General features: G+C 69.9%; 16 protein-coding genes. 12 read left to right on the top strand and 4 right to left on the bottom strand.

Features of this window, described 5'->3' with window-relative positions:
* Position 1 precedes the first annotated feature (1 nt).
* The 4 genes from OB895_RS17285 to OB895_RS17300 all read left to right on the top strand — a co-directional run bounded on the left by OB895_RS17285 (position 2) and on the right by OB895_RS17300 (position 3475).
* Entirely contained in the window at positions 2-1198 is a 1197-nt protein-coding gene (locus OB895_RS17285) for a substrate-binding domain-containing protein (RefSeq protein WP_376708820.1), read from the top strand.
* Positions 1199-1280: 82 nt separating this feature from the next.
* Positions 1281-2132, top strand: coding sequence for a sugar phosphate isomerase/epimerase family protein (locus OB895_RS17290; protein WP_311878414.1), 852 nt, complete (start codon positions 1281-1283; stop codon positions 2130-2132).
* 27 nt (positions 2133-2159) lie between these two features.
* Positions 2160-3185, top strand: coding sequence for a sugar phosphate isomerase/epimerase family protein (locus OB895_RS17295; protein ID WP_311878415.1), 1026 nt, complete (start codon positions 2160-2162; stop codon positions 3183-3185).
* Complete coding sequence (locus OB895_RS17300) at positions 3182-3475, top strand: Dabb family protein (RefSeq protein ID WP_311878417.1); 294 nt, start codon at positions 3182-3184, stop codon at positions 3473-3475. The genes OB895_RS17295 and OB895_RS17300 overlap by 4 nt, the downstream gene beginning before the upstream one ends.
* A gap of 39 nt (positions 3476-3514) precedes the next feature.
* On the opposite strand, the gene OB895_RS17305 is transcribed toward OB895_RS17300, so the two are convergent.
* Together OB895_RS17305 and OB895_RS17310 are read right to left on the bottom strand one after the other, a co-directional pair.
* Positions 3515-4522 (bottom strand): NYN domain-containing protein, encoded by a 1008-nt coding sequence (locus OB895_RS17305; RefSeq protein WP_311878418.1) that lies wholly within the window; start codon positions 4520-4522, stop codon positions 3515-3517.
* Positions 4515-5510, bottom strand: a complete 996-nt coding sequence (locus OB895_RS17310) for a Gfo/Idh/MocA family protein (protein ID WP_309690150.1) — start codon at positions 5508-5510, stop codon at positions 4515-4517. Before OB895_RS17310 ends, OB895_RS17305 begins: the two co-directional genes overlap by 8 nt.
* Positions 5511-5636: 126 nt before the next feature.
* Here OB895_RS17310 and OB895_RS17315 point away from each other — a divergent pair, with 126 nt between their 5' ends.
* The 8 genes from OB895_RS17315 (at position 5637) to OB895_RS17350 (ending at position 14530) form a co-directional block, all read left to right on the top strand.
* The gene (locus OB895_RS17315; protein ID WP_311878419.1) at positions 5637-7049 is read left to right on the top strand and encodes an NtaA/DmoA family FMN-dependent monooxygenase; all 1413 of its coding nucleotides are present in this window, start codon (positions 5637-5639) and stop codon (positions 7047-7049) included.
* Positions 7050-7214: 165 nt separating this feature from the next.
* Positions 7215-8849, top strand: a complete 1635-nt coding sequence (locus OB895_RS17320) for a TIGR04028 family ABC transporter substrate-binding protein (RefSeq protein WP_311878421.1) — start codon at positions 7215-7217, stop codon at positions 8847-8849.
* A 22-nt stretch (positions 8850-8871) separates the two neighbouring features.
* Positions 8872-9819: an ABC transporter permease gene (locus tag OB895_RS17325; protein WP_042537339.1), complete on the top strand. Its 948-nt coding sequence runs from the start codon at positions 8872-8874 to the stop codon at positions 9817-9819.
* A complete protein-coding gene (locus OB895_RS17330; protein ID WP_311878422.1) occupies positions 9816-10709 on the top strand; it encodes an ABC transporter permease in 894 nt (297 codons plus the stop codon). Before OB895_RS17325 ends, OB895_RS17330 begins: the two co-directional genes overlap by 4 nt.
* Positions 10706-12334: a dipeptide ABC transporter ATP-binding protein gene (locus tag OB895_RS17335; protein WP_311878423.1), complete on the top strand. Its 1629-nt coding sequence runs from the start codon at positions 10706-10708 to the stop codon at positions 12332-12334. The genes OB895_RS17330 and OB895_RS17335 overlap by 4 nt, the downstream gene beginning before the upstream one ends.
* Positions 12331-13350: a putative FMN-dependent luciferase-like monooxygenase gene (locus tag OB895_RS17340; protein ID WP_311878424.1), complete on the top strand. Its 1020-nt coding sequence runs from the start codon at positions 12331-12333 to the stop codon at positions 13348-13350. The genes OB895_RS17335 and OB895_RS17340 overlap by 4 nt, the downstream gene beginning before the upstream one ends.
* Positions 13347-13937, top strand: a complete 591-nt coding sequence (locus OB895_RS17345; protein ID WP_079113248.1) for a CMD domain protein — start codon at positions 13347-13349, stop codon at positions 13935-13937. The genes OB895_RS17340 and OB895_RS17345 overlap by 4 nt, the downstream gene beginning before the upstream one ends.
* The gene (locus tag OB895_RS17350) at positions 13934-14530 is read left to right on the top strand and encodes an alkylhydroperoxidase domain protein (RefSeq protein WP_309690134.1); all 597 of its coding nucleotides are present in this window, start codon (positions 13934-13936) and stop codon (positions 14528-14530) included. Before OB895_RS17345 ends, OB895_RS17350 begins: the two co-directional genes overlap by 4 nt.
* Positions 14531-14641: 111 nt before the next feature.
* Here the strand turns inward: OB895_RS17350 and OB895_RS17355 are convergent, their stop codons facing one another.
* Complete coding sequence (locus OB895_RS17355; RefSeq protein WP_311878425.1) at positions 14642-15586, bottom strand: quinone oxidoreductase family protein; 945 nt, start codon at positions 15584-15586, stop codon at positions 14642-14644.
* Positions 15587-15595: 9 nt separating this feature from the next.
* The gene (gene hrpA, locus OB895_RS17360; RefSeq protein WP_311878426.1) at positions 15596-19486 is read right to left on the bottom strand and encodes an ATP-dependent RNA helicase HrpA; all 3891 of its coding nucleotides are present in this window, start codon (positions 19484-19486) and stop codon (positions 15596-15598) included.
* Positions 19487-19498 lie beyond the last annotated feature (12 nt).

Below are 19498 nucleotides of genomic sequence, written 5' to 3' on the forward strand. Positions count from 1 at the left end.
AATGAAGATCGCCACCGCAGGGGTGGCTCTCTTCGGCCTCATCGCGCTCGCCGGGTGTACGACAGACCCGTCCGTGGCGCCGGCGGAGTCGGAGAACCCGGAGGAGTCGGCGGAGACCACCGAGTGGTTCGACCAGGAGCTCTTCGACAAGCAGATGGAGGAGCGGGGCGTCGAGCCCCAGGGCCCGGCGGACGAGCCGTACCTCCAGCACATCAACGCCGAGATGGTCGACACCTCGGAGTTCGCGAGCGAAGGGGCCAAGAAGGCGTGCTTCGCGAACGCCTCGATCTCGAACCCGTGGCGGCAGACGGGCTGGATCACGATGAACGAGCAGCTGAAGTCTCTGCAGGAGGCCGGCGCGATCAGCGAGATGGAGACCCGCGACGCGCAGGACTCCGATGACACGCAGATCGCCGACATCGACTACTTCATCTCGGAGGGCGACTGCGACGTCTTCCTCATCTCGCCCAACAGCACCGCGGCGATGACCCCGGCCGTCGAGCGGGCATGCGAGACCGGCAAGCCGGTGATCGTGTTCGACCGCGGCGTCGACACCGACTGCCCCGTCACGTTCATCCACCCGATCGGCGGATTCGCGTGGGGCATCGACACCGCCGAGTTCCTCATCGACAACCTCGAAGAGGGCGACAAGGTCGTGGCGCTCCGCATCCTCCCCGGCGTCGACGTGCTCGAGCACCGGTGGGCCGCGGCGGAGAAGCTCTTCGACGAGGCGGGTATCGAGGCGGTGGACTACTTCACAGGCGCGGACCCGGCAGAGATCAAGAGCATCATCAGCGACGAGCTCGCCAAGGGCGATGTCCAGGGCGTCTGGATGGATGCCGGTGACGGCGCTGTCGCCGCGATCGAGGCCTTCGAGGACGCCGGCGCCGATTACCCGGTGATGACCGGTGAAGACGAGATGAGCTTCCTCCGCAAGTGGAAGGACACGGGTCTCACCGGTCTCGCACCGGTCTACTCGAACTTCCAGTGGCGCACGCCCCTGCTCGCCGCGCAGATGATCTTCGCGGGTGAAGAGGTGCCGAAGGAGTGGGTGCTGCCGCAGAAGCCGATCACCGAGGGAGAGCTCGACGACTACCTCGCAGCCAACGAGGGCATGCCTGACGGGCACTACGCGAAGTTCGGCGGGGAGAACCTCCCCGGCTACCCGACGGTGTGGCAGGAACGTCAGATCCCGTAACCCTCTGTGATGCTCCCGCCCTTCCCTCCGCGTCCCGCGGGTGGGAGGGTGGGAGCACTCGCGTCATCCCCGAAGGAGCAGGATGCCTCGCACGATCGCCGTCAACACGTGGGTGTGGACGTCTCCGCTCACCGACGCGACGCTCGGACCGCTCGCGCGCAAGGCCGCCGACATGGGGTATCAGGCGCTCGAACTGCCGCTCGAGAGCATCGGGGACTGGGATCCGGCGCGATCCCGCGACGTGCTCGACGATCTCGGCCTCGGCGCCATCGTCATCGGAGCCATGGGGCCGGGGCGCTCGCTGCTCGCGCAGGCGGGCGACGTCGGCGCGACCCAGGACTACCTGCGAGCGTGCATCGCCGCAGCGGCGACGCTCGGCTCCGCCGTGGTCGCCGGCCCCTTCTACGCCCCCACGGGCGCGACCTGGCGGATGTCGGCGGATGAACGCGCCCAGATGGTGCGGGAGCTGCGCGAGAACCTCGAACCGCTGGCGTCGGATGCCGCCGATGCCGGGGTCACCCTCGCCATCGAGCCGCTCAACCGCTATGAGACCAGCGTGCTCAACACCGTCGAGCAGAGCCTCGACGCGCTCGCGCCGCTGCTCGGTGCGGGCGTGGGGCTCGCTCTCGACACCTATCACCTGAACATCGAGGAGAAGAAGCCGACGCAGGCCATCCGTGCGGCGGGGTCGGCGATCGCCCACGTGCAGGTGTGCGGCAGCGATCGGGGAGCGGTCGGCGACGATCACACCGATTGGCCGGAGATCCTGCGAGCCCTCGACGACGCGGGGTATCGGGGTCCGCTCGGGCTCGAGAGCTTCACGGGTGAGAACGCGACGATCGCGGTCGCCGCGTCCGTGTGGCGACCACTCGCGGAGAGTCAGGACGAACTCGCCGCACGCAGCATCCAGGCGCTGAGAGTGCTCGGCGCCTGAACCGTCACGCGATACGAAGGAGTGTCCATGACCACGCACCCGGTCACCCTGTTCACCGGCCAATGGGCAGATCTGCCCTTCGAGGAGGTCGCGCGCCTCGCGGCGGAGTGGGGGTACGACGGCCTCGAGGTCGCCGCCTCCGGCGATCACCTCGACCTGCGGCGGGCCGATGAGGATGACGCGTACGTCGCCTCGCGCCTCGAGATCCTCGACCGACACGGACTGCAGATCTTCGCGATCTCGAATCATCTCGCGGGGCAGGCGGTGTGCGATGCGCCCATCGACTTCCGCCACCGGGCGATCCTGCGCGACTACGTGTGGGGAGACGGGGAGGCGGAGGGCGTGCGCGTCCGCGCGGCGGAGGACATGAGACGCGCGGCTCGAGTGGCGCGCAAGCTCGGCGTCGACACCGTCGTGGGGTTCACCGGCTCGTCGATCTGGCCGTATCTGGCGATGTTCCCGCCGGTGCCGGCATCCGTCATCGAGGCCGGTTTCGACGACTTCGCCACCCGCTGGAACCCGATCCTCGATGTGTTCGACGGCGAGGGCGTGCGCTTCGCGCACGAGGTGCATCCGGGCGAGATCGCCTATGACTACTGGTCGTCGGTGCGGGCGTTGGATGCGATCGACCACCGCGAGGCGTTCGGGTTCAACTGGGACCCGTCGCACATGATGTGGCAGAACATCGACCCGGTCGGGTTCATCGTCGACTTCGCCGACCGGATCTATCACGTCGACTGCAAGGACACCCGGATGCGGCCGCACAACGGGCGTGCGGGAGTGCTCGGCTCGCACCTGCCATGGGGGGATCCCCGACGCGGGTGGGACTTCGTCTCGACCGGTCACGGCGACGTGCCATGGGAGGACTCGTTCCGCGCGCTGGACGCGATCGGCTATGCGGGTCCCATCTCGATCGAGTGGGAGGATGCCGGAATGGACCGCCTGCACGGGGCTCCGCAGGCGCTCGCCTACGTGCGGTCGCTGCTGTGGCCCGTGCCCACCGCGTCCTTCGACGCCGCCTTCAGCAACCAGACGACCGGAGACACCGCATGACCATCCAGCACACCGTCGTCTTCCGCCTCGTGCACGAGGCGGGCAGCCCCGAGGAGCGCGAGTTCCTCGCCACCGCCAGAGCCGTGCTCACGTCGATCCCCGGGGTCGAGGACTTCACGATCCGTCGCCAGGTGAGCCCGAAGAGCGACCTGGAGCACCAGTTCTCGATGGTGTTCCACGACCGAGCGGCGTACCGCGCCTACGACGCGCACCCTGCGCACACCGCGTTCGTGTCGGAGCGCTGGGTGCCCGAGGTCGCCGCCTTCCAGGAATACGACTTCGAGGAGTGACTGTCCGGTGGCGTGACAGGCCGGTCGAGTCGTGCGGGGTCAGGCCGAGTCGCGCAGCTTCACGAGACGCTCGTGCCCGGTCTCCTCGAGCTCTGCGATGCTCTCGCGCGACTTGAGGAAGTCCGAGAACGACCGGTAGCCGAGGGCCTTCTCGCTGAAGGAGGGGTCCATGCGGCGCATGTGCGTCTTCACGGCCGAGCTGTGCAGCCATTCGTCGGCGTCGGCCTTGTCATGCCCCAGGCGCAGCGCGCGATGCAGCAGCTCTGTCGCCTCGCCCTGCTCAGTGCCCTCGGCGTGTTCGTCGACCTTGGCCGGAGTCGCGCTCGCAGCCGTGGTGGCGGCTGCCTGGGCCTTGGCCTTGGCGGTCTTGGCAGGCTGCCTCGTCCTCGTCTTCGCGGCAGGCTCTGCGGCCGGTTCGACGGCGGGTTCGACTGTGGCTTCCGGCACCGCGACGACGGTGGCCGGAGCGGTCTTGCTCGGGCGCATTACTCCGGGCAGCGAGTCGTATGCCTCGAACTCATCGCACGCCGCGGCGAGCGACTTGGCCGTGGACCCCGCGACGCCGACACCGATGACGTAGCGGCCGAGGCGCTTGCAGCGCTGCGCGAGGGGGACGTAGTCGCTGTCGCCGGCGACGATCACGACGTGCGTGAGGTCGGGCAGACGGAACATGTCCTCGACGGCGTCGACGGCGAGGCGGATGTCAGCGCCGTTCTTCGCATAGGCGGCGGCCGGGAAGAGCTGCACGAGATCGACGGCGCGGGCCACGAGCTGCGAGCGGTACACGGCGTTCACCGGCGACGACCAGTCGGCGTAGGCACGCGTGAGCACGAGTGTGCCGAAGGACGCCGCGTAGTCGATGATCGCCCCGACCTCGATCATGGCGCGGGAGAGCCGCTCGGTGACCTCGGGATCGGTCGGGTTCTCGGTGATCCGCTGACGGTCTTTGCCATAGGCGTTGCGTCCGTGCACGCGGTCGTACCAGGAGATGACGATGTTGTCGAAGTCGAGATAGACGGCGACACGGGCGTCGTTGGCTTCAGCCATGGTTGACTCCTTCGCGCGGGTAGCGCACCCCGATCTGGGCGCGGATGTCGTCGAGCGTTCCCATGATCGCGACACTCTCGGCGATCGGCAGGATGTCTCCCTCGAGCACGCCGTCGGCGACGAGGCGCTCGGCCGCATGCGCCTGATACTGCATGCCGCGGCCGGCCACCTCGGACACGTACTCCTCGACGACTGTGCCGTCGGGGAGCACGACGCGGAAGGTCGTCGGGGTGTACCAGACGCGATCGATGTCGATGCGGGCCTTGGTGCCGACGATGCTCGCGGCGTTCGGGCCGGCGGCTCGCGACGAGGAGAGAGTGGTCGAGATCGCGCCGCCCTCGTGGGTCATGACGGTGGCGACCTCGGCATCCGCTCCGGTCTCGATGAGCCGGGCCACGGCGTGGACGGCGGTCGGGGCGCCCAGGACGTCCCACACGAACGAGATCGGGTAGATCCCGAGGTCGAGCAGTGCACCGCCGCCGAGCTCGAGAGCGTTCAGGCGGTGGGTGGGGTCGTCCGGCAGGAGCTGGGTGTGGTCGGCGGTGACGGCGCGGATCTCTCCGAGCGTTCCGTCGGCGATGATCTCGCGGATGCGCACCATGTGCGGCAGATACCGCGTCCACATGGCCTCCATCGCCAGCAGCCCGCGTTCGGCGGCGAGGCGCTGCAGGTCTTCGGCCTCGCCCCGGTTGAGGGTGAAGGCCTTCTCGACCAGCACGTGCTTGCCGGCCTCGAGCGCGAGGCGGGCGTTCTCGTGGTGCAGCGGGTGCGGCGTGGAGACGTAGATGATGTCGACGTCCGGGTCGGCGACGAGGGCCTCGTACGTGGGGTGCGCGCGGGGGATGTCGAAGCGGGCCGCGAACGCGTCGGCCGACTCCTGCGAGCGCGAGCCGACAGCGACGAGGTCGAGCCCTGCCGTGCGCAGATCGGATGCGAACGCGCCGGCGATGCCGCCGGTCGCGAGGATTCCCCAACGAAGACCAGTCATGGTCTCAGCGTAGAGGGTCGCACCGACAGCTGGATCGCCGCGAGGATGTGTCGGCGTATTGCGCTGCGTGTCTCCGAGCTTCCCCGGCGATTGGCGGCCGCCCACGGCGCTCGTACTTTCGGGGGCATGACCGAACCCCTCATCATCGGCGCCATGGTGCGCACCCTCGGCGCCTATCCGTCGGGTTGGCGTCAGCCAGGAGCGCACCGGAACCCCTCGTCGGATGCCGACATCCTCCGTCACATCGCGCGCGAGGGCGAGGACGCCGGGCTCGACTACCTGTTCTTCGGCGACTGGCTGGCCACCGGGCCCGACCTCGAGTTCCGCGACCCGTATCTGCTGGCGCGCATAGACCCGGTGAGTGCGGTGCTGTTCCTCGCCGGCGTCACGTCGCGCATCGGCCTCATCGCCACCGTGAACACGACCTACGCCGACCCCTACGCGACCGCTCGCTCGCTCGCCTCCCTCGACGTGCTGACCCGTGGACGCGCCGGCATCAACCTCGTCACCGGCGCCGAGCCTCGCGCCGCGGGCAACCACGGCCGAGACGCGCACGCCGACAACGAGACCCGATACGACCGCGCCGAGGAGTTCGTCGCGGCGCTGCGACGCCTGTGGGACTCGTGGAGTGACGACGCCTGGATCGCGGATGCCGAGCGCGGCGTGCTGATCGACCCGGACGGCCTCCGTGGCGCCGACCTGGACGGGGAGCATCTGCGGGTCTCCGGTCCGCTGAACGTGGCCAGGCCGCCGCAGGGGCAGATCCCGATCGTGCACGCGGGGACGTCTGCTCGGTCGCGCGTGCTCGCGGCCACCGAGGCAGACCTGGCACTGATCGCGGCCCCGAACCTCGCGGATGCGATCGCCACCCGGCGTGACCTGCGCGACATCGCAGCCGCCGCCGGGCGCTCGCCCGAGGCGCTCGCGGTGATCGCTCCCGTGCTTCCCGTCGTCGCCGACTCGGATGCCGAGGCGCACCGCATCGTCGAACGGCTGCTCGCCCTCGTGCCCCTCGCCGAAGGGCATCAGCCGTCGCGCACGGCCTTCCCGACGAACCGATCGGTCGCGGCACTGGCCGACGCGCTCGGGGTGGCACCGGACGACCGGCTGCGCGCGGCCGGTTTCGACGACGAGGTATCAGCGGACGATGCGCGGCGACTGGGTGACGCCGGCGCCGCGCTGATCGACCGGCTCGCCCGCATCGCGGGACTGCACGTCGAGGGGCAGGGCAGCTCGCACGCGCTCACCTGGCGCCATCTGGTGGCGGCGCACGCCGTGCCCGCAGCCTTCGTGGTCGGCGATGCCTCCACGATCGCCGATCACTTCGAGACATGGCGCGACGAGGGTGCGGCGGACGGCTTCAACGTGCTGTCGGCCTTCCAGCCCGCGCAGTTCGAGGCGTTCACGCGCCTTGCGGGGCCAGAGCTGCGTCGCCGTGGCCTGCTCAGGCGCGCGGACGAGGGCAGCACCGGCACCTTGCGCGACCGTCTCGGTGTCGGCCGACGAGACGCAGCCTCGTCCGCGCTCGCCACCCGGTGACCCCCTGGATCATTACGCCGGATTGCGCCCGGTGACCTGTCATGACGCCTCATGACAGGTCACGTCCGCGCGTGACGACTCCATTCGCGGCGGGGCTCGGGGAGTCCCTAGCGTGACCATCACCCGCACACCACGAACCACAGCATCCCTTCCCAGGAGGACCGCATGACCCGCCGTCTCATCCGCGCAGCAGCAGTCGCGCTTCCGCTCGTCCTCGCCGCGAGCCTCGCGGCGTGCGCCTCGTCTCCGGCTCCCTCCGGCGAGTCGGACGCCGGCGGCGACCCCATCACCGGGGGCACGCTCACGTACCTCGAGCACCAGACGTTCACGAACCTGTATCCGCCGCAGGCGGGGTTCTATCCGAATGGCGGCGTGGTCAACAACATCACCGCCCGCCTCACCTGGCAGAACCCGGACTCGCTCGAGATCGAGCCGTGGATCGCGTCGGACTGGACCGTGAACGCCGACGCCACCGAGTACACGTTCAACCTGAAGCCGGATGTGACGTTCTCGGACGGCACCCCGGTGGATGCCGCAGCCGTGGCGAAGAACTTCGACACCTACGGCCTGGGCGATCCGGAGCGCGGACTCACCGTCTCGGAGGCGATCAACAACTACGCATCGAGCGAGGTCGTCGACGACGACACCGTCACGTTCCGCTTCTCGGCCCCGGCCCCGGGGTTCCTGCAGGCGACCTCCACCATCAACTCCGGACTCCTCTCCTCCGACACGCTCGACGGCACGATCGAGGACTTCGGTGCGGGCAACGCCGAGGCCATCGTCGGCGCAGGGCCCTTCACGGTCACCGACGAGAAGCTGGGCACCGAGTTCACTCTGACCGCTCGCGAGGACTACGCGTGGGCACCCGAGAGCGCCGAGAACCAGGGGCGGCCCTACGTCGACGCCGTGCATGTCCTCGTGACGCCCGAGGACTCGGTGCGCATCGGCTCGCTGCTCGCCGGTCAGGCGGACTACGTGCGCTACGTGCAGGCCTTCGACGAGGATCGCGTCGAGAGCGCGGGCTTCACGCTCTACGCGCCGCAGACCCGCGGAGTGAACAACTCCATCGCGCTGCGCCCCGAGAACCCGCTTCTGGCCGACATCAAGGTGCGTCAGGCCCTCGTCGCCGCCGTCGACGCTCAGGAGGTCGTCGACACCCTGTTCACCGAGAACTACCCGGTCGCGACGTCGGTGCTGTCGCAGGAGGCGCTCGGCTACAAGGACGAGTCCGAGCACTACGCCTACGACCCGGAGAAGGCCGAGGAGCTGCTCGACGAGGCCGGATGGACGGAGGGATCCGACGGCATCCGCGAGAAGGACGGAGAGCGTCTGTCGATCACCGTCTACGAGGCCGCTCCGCAGCCGCTCTCGAAGCAGACGCTCGAACTCGTCGCCCAGCAGCTCGCGAAGGTCGGTGTGGAGCTCACGGTGAAGCCGGCGGATGCGGGTTCGTATGCCGAGGACACGCGTGACCCGCTGAAGACGGGGTTCTACCACTCGATGGTCGGACGCGCGGACTTCGACGTGATCAAGAGCCAGTACCACACGAAGAACCGCGACGTGCTGATCTCGAACGACGCCGAGCTCGACGCTCTGCTGGAGGCGGTCGCCTCGGAGCCGGACACCGGGAAGCGCGCCGAGGCCTCGCAGGCCGTGCAGGACTACATCGCCGAGCAGGCATACGTCATCCCGCTGTTCGAGGAGCCGCAGGTCTACGGCACCGCGACCTATGTGCACGGCGTGGACTTCGAGTCGGTCGGTCGCCCCACCTTCTCGGGCGTCTGGCTCTCCGAGCACTGAGCCCGAGCGACACGGTGCATCGATGAACTTCGTCCTCCGACGGGCCGGGCAGGCCGCGATCGTCCTGATCGCGGCCTTCACGGCCACCTTCTTCCTGCTGCAGCTGCTGCCGGGCGACGCGATCCTGATCAAGTTCTCCGACCCCAGCCTCGGGCTGTCGCCGGAGCAGCTCGACGGGATCCGCGCCACGTACGGCACCGACCTGCCGTGGTGGCAGCAGTACCTGCATGCGGGGCTCGGGTTCCTCGGCGGCGATTTCGGCTTCTCGACGCAGTTCGGCACCCCGGTGCTGACGATGCTCGCCGAGGCGCTGCCGTCGACCCTGCTGCTCGCGTCGCTCGGACTCGTGGTGGCGCTGCTGATCGCGGTGCTCGTCGCAGGACTCTCCTCGCTCGCACCGTTCGCCTGGCTGCGCGACGGCATCCGCCAGGTGCCGGGTCTGTTCGTCGCCGTGCCGGTCTTCTGGCTCGGCATCCTGCTCATCCAGGTCTTCTCGTTCGGCCTCGGCTGGGTGCCGGTCGTCGGCGCCGACCCGGTCGCGGGGCTGATCCTGCCCGTGCTCACGCTCGCCGTGCCGATCTCGGCGCCACTCGCACAGGTGCTGGTGCGAGCGATCGACCAGGTGCAGGCGCAGCCCTTCATCACCGTTGTGCGCGCCAAGGGCGCACCGCCGTCGTGGGTCCTCACCCGTTCGGTGGCGCGCAACGCGGCGCTGCCGACGCTCACGATCGCCGGCGTGCTCTTCGGCGAACTGGTCGGGGGAGCGGTCGTCACCGAGACCGTGTTCGGCCGCACCGGCATCGGCAGGCTCACCGAGCAGGCGGTCTCCAACCAGGACATCCCCGTGCTGCAGGGCGTCGTGCTGCTGTCGGCGCTCGGCTTCGTTCTCATCAGCTTCGCCGTCGACCTCGTCACCCCGCTGATCGATCCCCGCCAGCGCGCCCTCTCGAAGACAGGAGTCTCGGCATGACCGTCGCAGCCATCGCCGCATCCGCCGACCCCGCCGTCGAGCCTCCGCAGCAGGGTGCCACGGCATCCGTCCCGAGCAGCCGACCTCGGCGACTCGGGGCACGACAGTGGGATCTGTACCTCGCTGTCGCCGTGATCGCTCTCGCAGTGCTCTGGGCGGTGATCCCCGGGGCGTTCGCCCCGGGTGACCCGCTCACCGGCACCCCTGCAGACAAGCTGCTGCCGCCGAGCGCGGCGCACTGGTTCGGCACCGACACCCTGGGACGCGACCTGTTCGGGCGCGTCGTGCACGGCGCCGTGCACTCGCTCTCCGGCGCCCTCATCGCCGTCACGCTCGGCCTCGCGCTGGGCACCATCCTCGGCGCGATCGCCGGAGCCGTCGGCGGCGTCGTCGACGACATCCTGATGCGCGTGGTCGACGTGCTGCTGGCGATCCCCGGCCTGCTGCTGTCGCTCTCGGTGATCATCCTGCTCGGCTTCGGCACGGTGAACGCGGCCATCGCCGTCGGTCTCGGCAGCGTCGCGGCGTTCGCCCGTCTGATGCGGTCGGAGGTCGCGCGGGTGCGTCGCAGCGAGTACGTCGAGGCGGCGTACGGCAGCGGTGGCACGTTCTTCACGGTGCTCCGCCGGCATGTGCTGCCGAACTCGCTCACCCCGATCGTGGCGCTCGCCGCATTGCAGTTCGGCACCGCGATCCTGGCGATCTCGACACTCGGCTTCCTCGGCTACGGGGCTCCGCCGCCCACGCCCGAATGGGGTCTGCTCATCGCAGAAGGTCGCAACTACACCGCCACCGCCTGGTGGCTGACCGCGCTGCCCGGTCTTGTCGTGGTCGCGGTCGTGCTCAGTGCCAACCGCATCTCGCACCGCATCGGAAGGAGATCACGATGACCGTTCTCGCCGTCGACGACCTCAGGGTCTCGTACGCCACCAGGGAGGGTCGGCGCGAGGTCGTGCACGGCGTCTCGTTCGAGATCGCCGAGGGGGAGGCGCTCGCGCTGGTGGGCGAGTCGGGGTCGGGCAAGTCCACCACCGCGCATGCCCTGCTCGGCCTGCTGCCGGCCGGCGGCAGGGTCGAGGGTGGTGCGGTGCGCCTCGGTGATCTCGACATCTCGGGCTGGTCGGATCGCGCGCTGCGCGGCATCCGCGGTCCTGAGATCGGTCTCGTCCCGCAGGACCCGGTGACCTCGCTCGATCCCGTGCGCACGATCGGCGCACAGGTCGAGGAGGTGCTGCGGCTGCACGGCCACCGCGACCGTCGCTCGCGCCGGGCGCGGGCGATCGAGCTGCTCGAGCGGGTCGGCATCGACGACCCTGATCTGCGCGTGCGCCAGTACCCGCACGAGCTCTCCGGGGGCATGCGCCAGCGCGTGCTCATCGCATCCGCGATCGCCCTGCGCCCCCGCCTGCTGATCGCCGACGAGCCGACCAGCGCACTGGATGCCACCGTGCAGCGCAAGGTGCTCGATCTGCTCGACGAGCTGCGCCGCGAGGAGGGCACGAGCATCCTGCTCGTCACCCACGATCTCGGAGTCGCCGCCGACCGCGCGCAGCGACTGGTGGTGCTCAAGGACGGGCGCATCGTCGAGCAGGGCGCGAGCGCGCAGGTGCTCGCAGCACCCTCAGACGGGTACACGAAGCAGCTGCTCGCCGACGCTCCGGCATTCACCACCGGTTTCCGTCGGCCGGAGGCACCGCCATTCTTGAGGGATGCTGCGGCGGTGGCCGCGGAGAACCCGTTCGCGATCACCGCCACAGGGCTCGTCAAGGAGTTCAGGGTCGCCGGGCGCGAGCGCTTCCGCGCGGTCGACGACGTATCGTTCCGCGTCCGCCGCGGCACCACGCATGCGCTGGTGGGGGAGTCCGGATCGGGCAAGACCACCACCGCTCGTCTGATCACGCGGTTCCACCAGCCGGATGCCGGTGGGATCGAGATCGACGGCGAAGACGTGACCGGGCTGTCGGGTCAGAGGCTGCGGGCGCTGCGTCGCCGCATCCAGCTCGTCTATCAGAACCCGTTCGCGTCGTTGGACCCGCGGCAGCAGATCGTCGACATCGTCGCCGAGCCGCTGCAGAACTTCGGCGGGGGCTCGCGCGCCGAACGCAGGGAGCGCTCGCTGGCGCTGCTCGACAGGGTGTCGCTGCCGAGCGACGTCGCCCGACGCACGCCGGGCGAGCTCTCGGGCGGTCAGCGGCAGCGGGTGGCGATCGCGAGGGCGCTCGCCATCGACCCAGAGATCGTCGTGCTCGACGAGGCGGTCTCGGCCCTCGACGTGACGGTCCAGGCGCGCATCCTCGAACTGCTCACCTCGCTGCAGTCGGAACTCGGCCTGACCTACCTGTTCATCTCGCACGATCTCGCCGTCGTGCGCCGGATCAGCCACACGGTCTCGGTCATGCGCCGCGGGCACATCGTCGAGGAGGGCAACACCGAGGACCTCTTCCACGACCCTCAGCACGAGTACACCAGGGAACTGCTCGCAGCCGTCCCCGGACGAACGGAGCAGCCCGCATGACCGGACCCACGATCGCCTTCTTCACACGTCTGCTCGATGACGCGTCTCCTACCGAGCGATACGCGCTCGCCACCGAGCAGATCCAGCACGCCGAGCGTCACGGCGTCGGACGTGCCTGGGTGGCGCAGCATCACTTCCGTGCGGCGGAGGGCGGGCTCCCTTCACCGCTCGTGTTCCTGGCGAACGTCGCCGCGCAGACGTCGCGCATCCGCCTGGGCACCGGCGTCGTCACGCTTCCGCTCGAAGATGCGGTGCGCGTCGCCGAGGATGCCGTCGTCGCCGATCTGCTCTCGGGCGGACGCATCGATCTGGGGCTGGGAAGCGGAGGGACGCCGGCGTCGTTCATCCCGTTCGGCGAGGACGTGCGCGACAAGGCGCCGACCTACGACCGCAAGCTCCGACTTCTCCTCGACGCGCTCTCGGGGCGCGACATCGGCGCGGACAACACTCTCTATCCGGATGCCGGCAGCCTCGCCGACCGCATCTGGCAGGCCACGTTCTCGTCGCCAGGCGGTCACCGCGCCGGCATCCACGGACACGGCCTGCTGCTGTCGCGCACCCAGCCGCGGTCGACGGACGCGCTGCACGCCCCGCTCTCGGCGCTGCAGGATCCGATCATCGACGCGTATCTCGAGGCTCTGCCCGACGGCACCGCTCCGCGCATCACCGCCTCGCGCACTGTGTTCGTGGCGGACGACCGCGCTGAGGCTCTGCGCTTCGCGGAGGTCGGCCTGCGGCGTGCCGCCGAGGGCTTCCGTCGTCAGGGGCAAACGATCCCCGGCGACGACCTCGACGAGCTGATCGTCGCGCTCGACACCCACCTCGGCACCCCCGAGCAGGTCGCCGAGTCGCTCGCCTCCGACTCGACCCTGGCGAGAGCCACCGAGGTGGTATTCCAGGTCCACTCGGTCGATGCGCCGCACGAGCACGTGCTGCGCTCGATCGAGCTGTTCGCAGAGCAGGTGTCCCCTGCTCTCGGCTACACCCGCACCGACACCATCAAGGAGAAGGCATGACCACTGACATCGTCGATCAGATCGCGGGGGTGACGCCCGAGCTCGATGCGCTGCGGCGCCGTCGCCCCGTCACCAGGGAGCAGCTGCAGGCGAGCTTCGATGCGCTCTTCGCGCCGGTTTCGACGACGGAGGTGTCGCAGGCCGAGCGCGAGCTGATCGCCGCGTTCGCCACGCGCCTCGCTGGAGACGACGACGCCACAGCGACGTTCTACGCAGACCGGGCGCTGACGGCGGACCCGCAGCGCGTGGCGGTCGTGATCGCCGAGGCGACGGATGCCGCGGTCGCCGGGCCGTTCGGCTCCTACACCGAGGCGGGGCTGCAGGCCGAGAACACCGACGGTGAGCGCTACGCCCCGACGGCCGAGGTCGCAGAAGTGCTCGGCGACCGTCTCGCCGCGGCCCTCGCGCACACGCACCTGCTCGTGTTCCGTCCGCGGGAGTCGTCGGCGGACGACATCCAGCGGCTGGTGGATGCGGGGTGGTCGGCCGACGGCATCGTGACGCTGTCGCAGCTGGTGTCGTTCCTCGCTTTCCAGCAGCGCGTGGTCACAGGACTGACCGCACTTCAGAAGGGAATCGCCGCATGACCGCTCTGCTGCATGACATCGCACCGCACCCCGAGGCGTTCACACGGGCCGAGGTCGGCTGGACTCCTCACCTCCCGCCACTCGCCGAGGAGGAGCTGACCGAGCGCCACTACGACGGACTCGTCGACGCCTCGCGCGCGAAGAACGACTACTTCCGTCTGCTCGCGCGCGACCCCGAGGTGCTCAAGGCGCGCACGCTCGTCGACAAGGACATCTTCTACAACGCCGCTGAAGGGCTGCCTCGCGCCGAGCGCGAGCTCTCGGCGACGGCCGCATCCCGACGCAACGGCTGCGTGTTCTGCGCCTCGGTGCACTCGCGCTTCGCGGCGCACCACAGCAAGCGCGTCGACGACGTCGATCGCCTGCTCGACGAGGGCGTGGATGCCGACCTCGGCGAGCGGTGGAACGCCGTGGTGGCGGCGTCCGTCGCGCTGACCGACACCCCGAATGCGTTCGGCGCCGACGAGATCGCCCGTCTGCGCGCGGCGGGCCTCGACGATCTCGAGATCGCCGACGTCATCCACGGGGCAGCGTTCTTCAACTGGGCGAACCGACTGATGCTCTCGCTCGGCCGTCCGGTCGCTGCCGTCTGAACCAGGCGAAAACTCAGAAACAGATCGCCGAAGCGACGCGCCGACTGATCACCGCGAACTCGATCTCGCTGGCCACAGCATCCACTGCGGCCGGCGCCTGGTCCTGAGGCTCTAAGGAATCAACACGATCTTGCCCGAGGCGGCGCCGGACTCCATGAGCTCATGGGCCTGCGCCGCCTCGGCGAGCGGCAGCTCGGGTCCGAGCTCGATGACGAAGTCGCCGGCCGCCAGCAGCTCGACGGTCGCGCCCAGCGCCTCGGCCCGCCACGCGAGCTCCTGCTCGGAGAGCGGGGTGGGGGAGCCGCCGGAGAAGGCGCGGATGCCGAACGACGCGGCATCCGGGCCGCGCACGATCGTCGCGATGCGGTCGCGGTCTGCGACGAGCTCGAGCGAGACGTCGATCGCCTCGTCGGTGCCTGCGCAGTCGAGGACGACGGTCACGCCGTCCGGAGCGGCCTCGCGCACTCGTTCGAGCAGCCCGTCCCCGTAGGCGACGGGTGTGGCGCCGAGTTCGCGCAGCTGATCGTGTCGAGCAGGGCTGGCGGTGGCGATCACGGTGGCGCCCCAGGCGACGGCGAACTGCACGGCCGCCTGGCCGACCGAGCCGGAGCCGCCGTGCACGAGCAGCACGTCGCCGTCCTGCACTCCCAGCGACTTCAGGGCCTGGTAGGCGGTGCCCGCCGGGATGCCGATTCCCGCGCCCTCGGCAGACGTGACCGAATCCGGCAGGAGCGCGAGGTGCTCAGCCGGCACCGCGAGCAGGCTCGCATAGGTCCCACGTGTGTCGCGGATGGCCACGCGGTCGCCCACGGCGAAGCCGTCGACGTCGTCGCCGAGTGACTCGATGACCCCGGCGCCGTCGAAGCCGACGGCGCGCGGCTCGGTGATCGGCGGCGATGGCCGCTTCGCGCTGCGCAGCTTGGCGTCGATCGGGTTGGCCCCTGCCGCTTCGATGCGCACCACGGCCTCGCCGTCGAGCGCGATCGGATCGGGGATCTCGATCAGGTGCAGCACATCAGGGGAACCGAACTCTGTGTAGACGATCGCGCGAGCCATGCCCTCAGGCTACCCCCGGGATGCCAGCACCTTCATGATGCGCTGCGGCGAGACGGGCTGGGCAGTGCCGAGCCGCTGCGCGAACACGCTCACGCGATACTCCTCGAGCAGCCAGCGGGTCTCGACGAGCGCAGCGGGGGCTCCGGGCTCGAGCGGGATCGTCCCACCGGCATCCTCGAACACCTTCGCCATGCGCTCGAACTCGCTCATGCGGGTGCGGTCCTTGCCCGGTTCGTTCGCCAGGGTCTTCAGCCGGTCGAGCATCCCGTCGAGGTACCGGGGGAAGTGCGCGAGGCGATCGACGCCCGCGGCAGAGACGAAGCCCGGGTGCAGGAGGCCGGAGAGCTGCGTGCGGATGTCGTTGAGCGGCCCGAGCAGAGCGAGCGAGTTCTGCGACCTGATGCCGCGCTCGACGTCACGCGCCTTCGTGAGGATGCGGGCGACGAGCGAGACGCAGGCGAACAGCTCGTCGACGAGGGAGGCCGAGACGGCGTCGCGCACGCGCTCGAAATCGACCTGGGTGCGCACGATCCCGCCGGGAGCCTCGCGGTCGATCAGCTTCTGCACCACGGCGGCACGGCAGTCCTCGATGAGGGCCGCCGCGGACTGATACGGCGACGCGGCGAGCGCGAGCTTCTCCTGGCTGGTGAGGTGCTGCTGCACATACGACGAGGGCGAGGGCACGCCGAGCAGCACCAGTCGCTGCACGCCCGCGCGAGTGGCCGTGATCGCAGCGTCGGCTGTCGATTCCACGCGCACCGAGACGGTCTTGCCCTGATCGACGATCGCCGGATAGCCGCGGACGACACCGCCGGCGACGCGGGTGTCGAGCACCTCGGGGAGCTCGCCGAACGTCCAGGCGGTGAGGCCTTCCTGCTCGATGGAAGCGGCGGCCGCCGCTGCCGGCTGCGGACCCTTAGAGGGCCCCGGTCGGCGGGGCGGGGCTGCGATCGACCGGGCAACGCTGCTGCGGGCCCGATCGGCGAGCTCCGCCTGCAGGGTGCTGAGGTCGCGGTTCGATCCTGCGACGCGTCCGCGCTCGTCGACGGCACGGAAGTTCATGCGCAGGTGCGCCGGCACCCGGTCGTCCTCGAAGTCCGCCGCGGACACGAGCTGATTCGCGAGGGGCTGGATGAGGCGTGCGAGCGCCTCTTTCAGCGTGCGGTTCGGGAGGCCGCCGTGCGACTCGGGCCCGTCTCCGGCGAGCTCGACCCCGAACTTGTCGGCCCAGTCGGCCGCGGGCACCACATGGCGGCGGATCGCCTTCGGCAGCGCGCGGAGCAGTCCGGTGACGAGTTCCGCTCGCAGGCCGGGTACCTGCCAGTCGAACCCGCGATCCTCGATCTGCGCGAGAAGGGGGAGCGGGATCACGACGCTGACGCCGTCGTCCGCGGCTCCCGGTTCGAAGCGGTAGGCGAGTCCGAGCACCTGATCGCCCTGGGTCCATCGGGTGGGGAACTCGCTCTGATCCGCTCTGCTCTCGTCGTCGAGCAGGTCCGCCTCGCGCATCACGAGCAGCTTCGGTGTGGCGGCCAGGGTCTCGCGCCACCACTTCTCGAACGAGCGCACGTCGAAGACGTCGGCCGGGATGCGCTCGTCGTAGAAGCGGAAGACCGCCTCGTCGCCGGCGAGGATGTCGCGGCGGCGTTCGCGCTCCTCGAGCTTCTCGAGGCGCTTGCGCAGCTCGGCGTTGCTGCGCCAGAACGCGCTGACCCGCTTGTCGATGCGGGTCGGGTCCCACTCGCCCTCGACGAGCGCATGCCGCACGAACATCTCGCGCGAGGCTGCGCGGTCGATGCGGGCGAACTGCACGCGACGGCGGGGGATGATCTCGACCCCGAACAGCGTCACCTTCTCGTAGGCGACAGCGGCCCCCGCATCCTTCGACCAGTGCGGCTCGGTGATCTGGCGCTTCGCGAGGTCGCCCGCGAGCGCCTCGGCCCAGGCGGGATCGATCGCGGCGACCGTGCGGGCGTAGGTGCGTGAGGTCTCGACGATCTCGGCGGCCATGACCGCCTGCGGGGCCTTCTTGCGCAGCGCGGAGCCGGGGAAGATCCAGAAGCGGATGCCGCGGGCGCCGCGGTACTCCGCCATCCTCTTCTTCTTGGGATCGATGCCCTTGCCGGTGTTGCGCTCGTCGAGGATGCCGATCTGCGACAGCAGACCCGCGAGCAGGGCGCGGTGGATCGCCTCCGGATCCGCGCTGCCCGAGCGCCCTGAGTCCTTGTCCTTCACCAGCGACCGCAACTGGCGATGCACGTCGAACCACTCGCGCACGCGGACGTAGTTGAGGTGCTCCGACCGGCAGAGTCGACGGAAGGCGCTCGAGCCGAGTTCGCGCTGCTGCTCTCTGAGGTGGTTCCAGAGGTTCAGGATCGAGAGGAAGTCGCTCGTCGGGTCGGCGAATCGCGCGTGCATCCGGTCGGCCTCGTCGCGCACGCTCTGGGGAGCCTCCTGCGACGGACGCTCGCGCACGTCCTGGATCGACATGCCGGCGACGATCGCGAGAACGTCGCGCGTGACATCCGCCCCGCCGGGCCGGCCGGCCTCGATGAGCATGCGGGCGAAGCGGGGGTCGATCGGGATGCGCGAGATGTCCCGGCCGATGCGGGTGAGGCGAGGGGTGTCGCCGCTCCCGGTCACGGCGCCGAGTTCGGTGAGCAGATCGACGGCGGCCTTCACGCCGCGGGAGTCCGGCGGAGTGAGGAACGGGAATGCCGTGATGTCGCCGAACCCGAGCGACAGCATCTGCAGGATGACCGAGGCGAGCGACGTGCGCAGGATCTCGGGCTCCGTGAACTCCGCCCGACTCTCGAAGTCCTCTTCGCTGTACAGGCGGATCGCGATGCCGTCGCTCGTGCGCCCGGCACGGCCGGAGCGCTGGTTCGCGGATGCCTGCGAGATCGCCTCGATCGGCAGCCGCTGGACCTTCGACCGGTTGCTGTAGCGCGAGATGCGCGCGGTGCCGGTGTCGATCACATCGCGGATGCCGGGAACCGTGAGGCTGGTCTCGGCGACGTTCGTGGCGAGCACGACGCGGCGCCGCACCCCGGCGACGCGGCTCTTCTCGAACACCCGGTGCTGCTCGGCGGCCGACAACCGGCCGTACAGCGGCAGCACCTCGGTGGGGGAGCGATCCTTCGAATAGGCGCCGCGCACGGCATCCGCCGCGTCCCTGATCTCGGCCTCGCCTGGCAGGAAAACGAGCACGTCGCCCGGTTCCTCGCGGTCGAGCTCGCGCAGCGCGGCGACGATCGCGGTGACCTCGTCGGCCTCCTCGGCGTTCTCCGTCTCGTCCGTCTGGGCCCGATAGCGGATCTCGACGGGGAAGGTGCGTCCCGACACCTCGATGACCGGCGCAGGCACGCCGTCGGGCGAGGCGAAGTGCCGGGCGAAGCTCTCGGGGTCGATCGTCGCCGAGGTGATGATCACCTTGAGATCGGGGCGCTCGGGGAGGATTCGCACGAGGTAGCCGAGCAGGAAGTCGACGTTGAGCGAGCGCTCGTGAGCCTCGTCGATGATGATCGTGTCGTAGCGACGCAGCAGCCTGTCGCGGTGGATCTCGTTGAGCAGGATGCCGTCGGTCATCAGCGCGATGCGCGTCTCGTCCGACACCTTGTCGGTGAAGCGCACCTTGTAACCGACGAGGGTGCCGAGCTCGACCTGCAGCTCCTCTGCGACGCGTTCGGCGATCGTGCGGGCGGCCAGTCGACGGGGCTGCGTGTGCGCGATGCGCTCGCGCCCGAGGTCGAGGCAGATCTTCGGAAGCTGAGTCGTCTTGCCCGACCCGGTGGCTCCGGCGACGATGACCACCTGGTTGTCGCGGATGGCGTCGGCGATCTCGTCCCGCGCAGCGCTGACGGGCAGCTCGGGAGGATAGAAGATCACGGGGGAAGGCATAGAACTCCCATC

This window comes from Microbacterium forte (assembly GCF_031885415.1).
Classification (GTDB): Bacteria; Actinomycetota; Actinomycetes; order Actinomycetales; family Microbacteriaceae; genus Microbacterium; species Microbacterium forte.

Coding starts and splice junctions, on each gene's coding strand:
- OB895_RS17285 (WP_376708820.1), top strand. CDS start 2: ATGAAGATCGCCACCGCAGGGGTGGCTCTCTTCGGCCTCATCGCGCTC.
- OB895_RS17290 (WP_311878414.1), top strand. CDS start 1,281: ATGCCTCGCACGATCGCCGTCAACACGTGGGTGTGGACGTCTCCGCTC.
- OB895_RS17295 (WP_311878415.1), top strand. CDS start 2,160: ATGACCACGCACCCGGTCACCCTGTTCACCGGCCAATGGGCAGATCTG.
- OB895_RS17300 (WP_311878417.1), top strand. CDS start 3,182: ATGACCATCCAGCACACCGTCGTCTTCCGCCTCGTGCACGAGGCGGGC.
- OB895_RS17305 (WP_311878418.1), bottom strand. CDS start 4,522: ATGGCTGAAGCCAACGACGCCCGTGTCGCCGTCTATCTCGACTTCGAC.
- OB895_RS17310 (WP_309690150.1), bottom strand. CDS start 5,510: ATGACTGGTCTTCGTTGGGGAATCCTCGCGACCGGCGGCATCGCCGGC.
- OB895_RS17315 (WP_311878419.1), top strand. CDS start 5,637: ATGACCGAACCCCTCATCATCGGCGCCATGGTGCGCACCCTCGGCGCC.
- OB895_RS17320 (WP_311878421.1), top strand. CDS start 7,215: ATGACCCGCCGTCTCATCCGCGCAGCAGCAGTCGCGCTTCCGCTCGTC.
- OB895_RS17325 (WP_042537339.1), top strand. CDS start 8,872: ATGAACTTCGTCCTCCGACGGGCCGGGCAGGCCGCGATCGTCCTGATC.
- OB895_RS17330 (WP_311878422.1), top strand. CDS start 9,816: ATGACCGTCGCAGCCATCGCCGCATCCGCCGACCCCGCCGTCGAGCCT.
- OB895_RS17335 (WP_311878423.1), top strand. CDS start 10,706: ATGACCGTTCTCGCCGTCGACGACCTCAGGGTCTCGTACGCCACCAGG.
- OB895_RS17340 (WP_311878424.1), top strand. CDS start 12,331: ATGACCGGACCCACGATCGCCTTCTTCACACGTCTGCTCGATGACGCG.
- OB895_RS17345 (WP_079113248.1), top strand. CDS start 13,347: ATGACCACTGACATCGTCGATCAGATCGCGGGGGTGACGCCCGAGCTC.
- OB895_RS17350 (WP_309690134.1), top strand. CDS start 13,934: ATGACCGCTCTGCTGCATGACATCGCACCGCACCCCGAGGCGTTCACA.
- OB895_RS17355 (WP_311878425.1), bottom strand. CDS start 15,586: ATGGCTCGCGCGATCGTCTACACAGAGTTCGGTTCCCCTGATGTGCTG.
- hrpA (WP_311878426.1), bottom strand. CDS start 19,486: ATGCCTTCCCCCGTGATCTTCTATCCTCCCGAGCTGCCCGTCAGCGCT.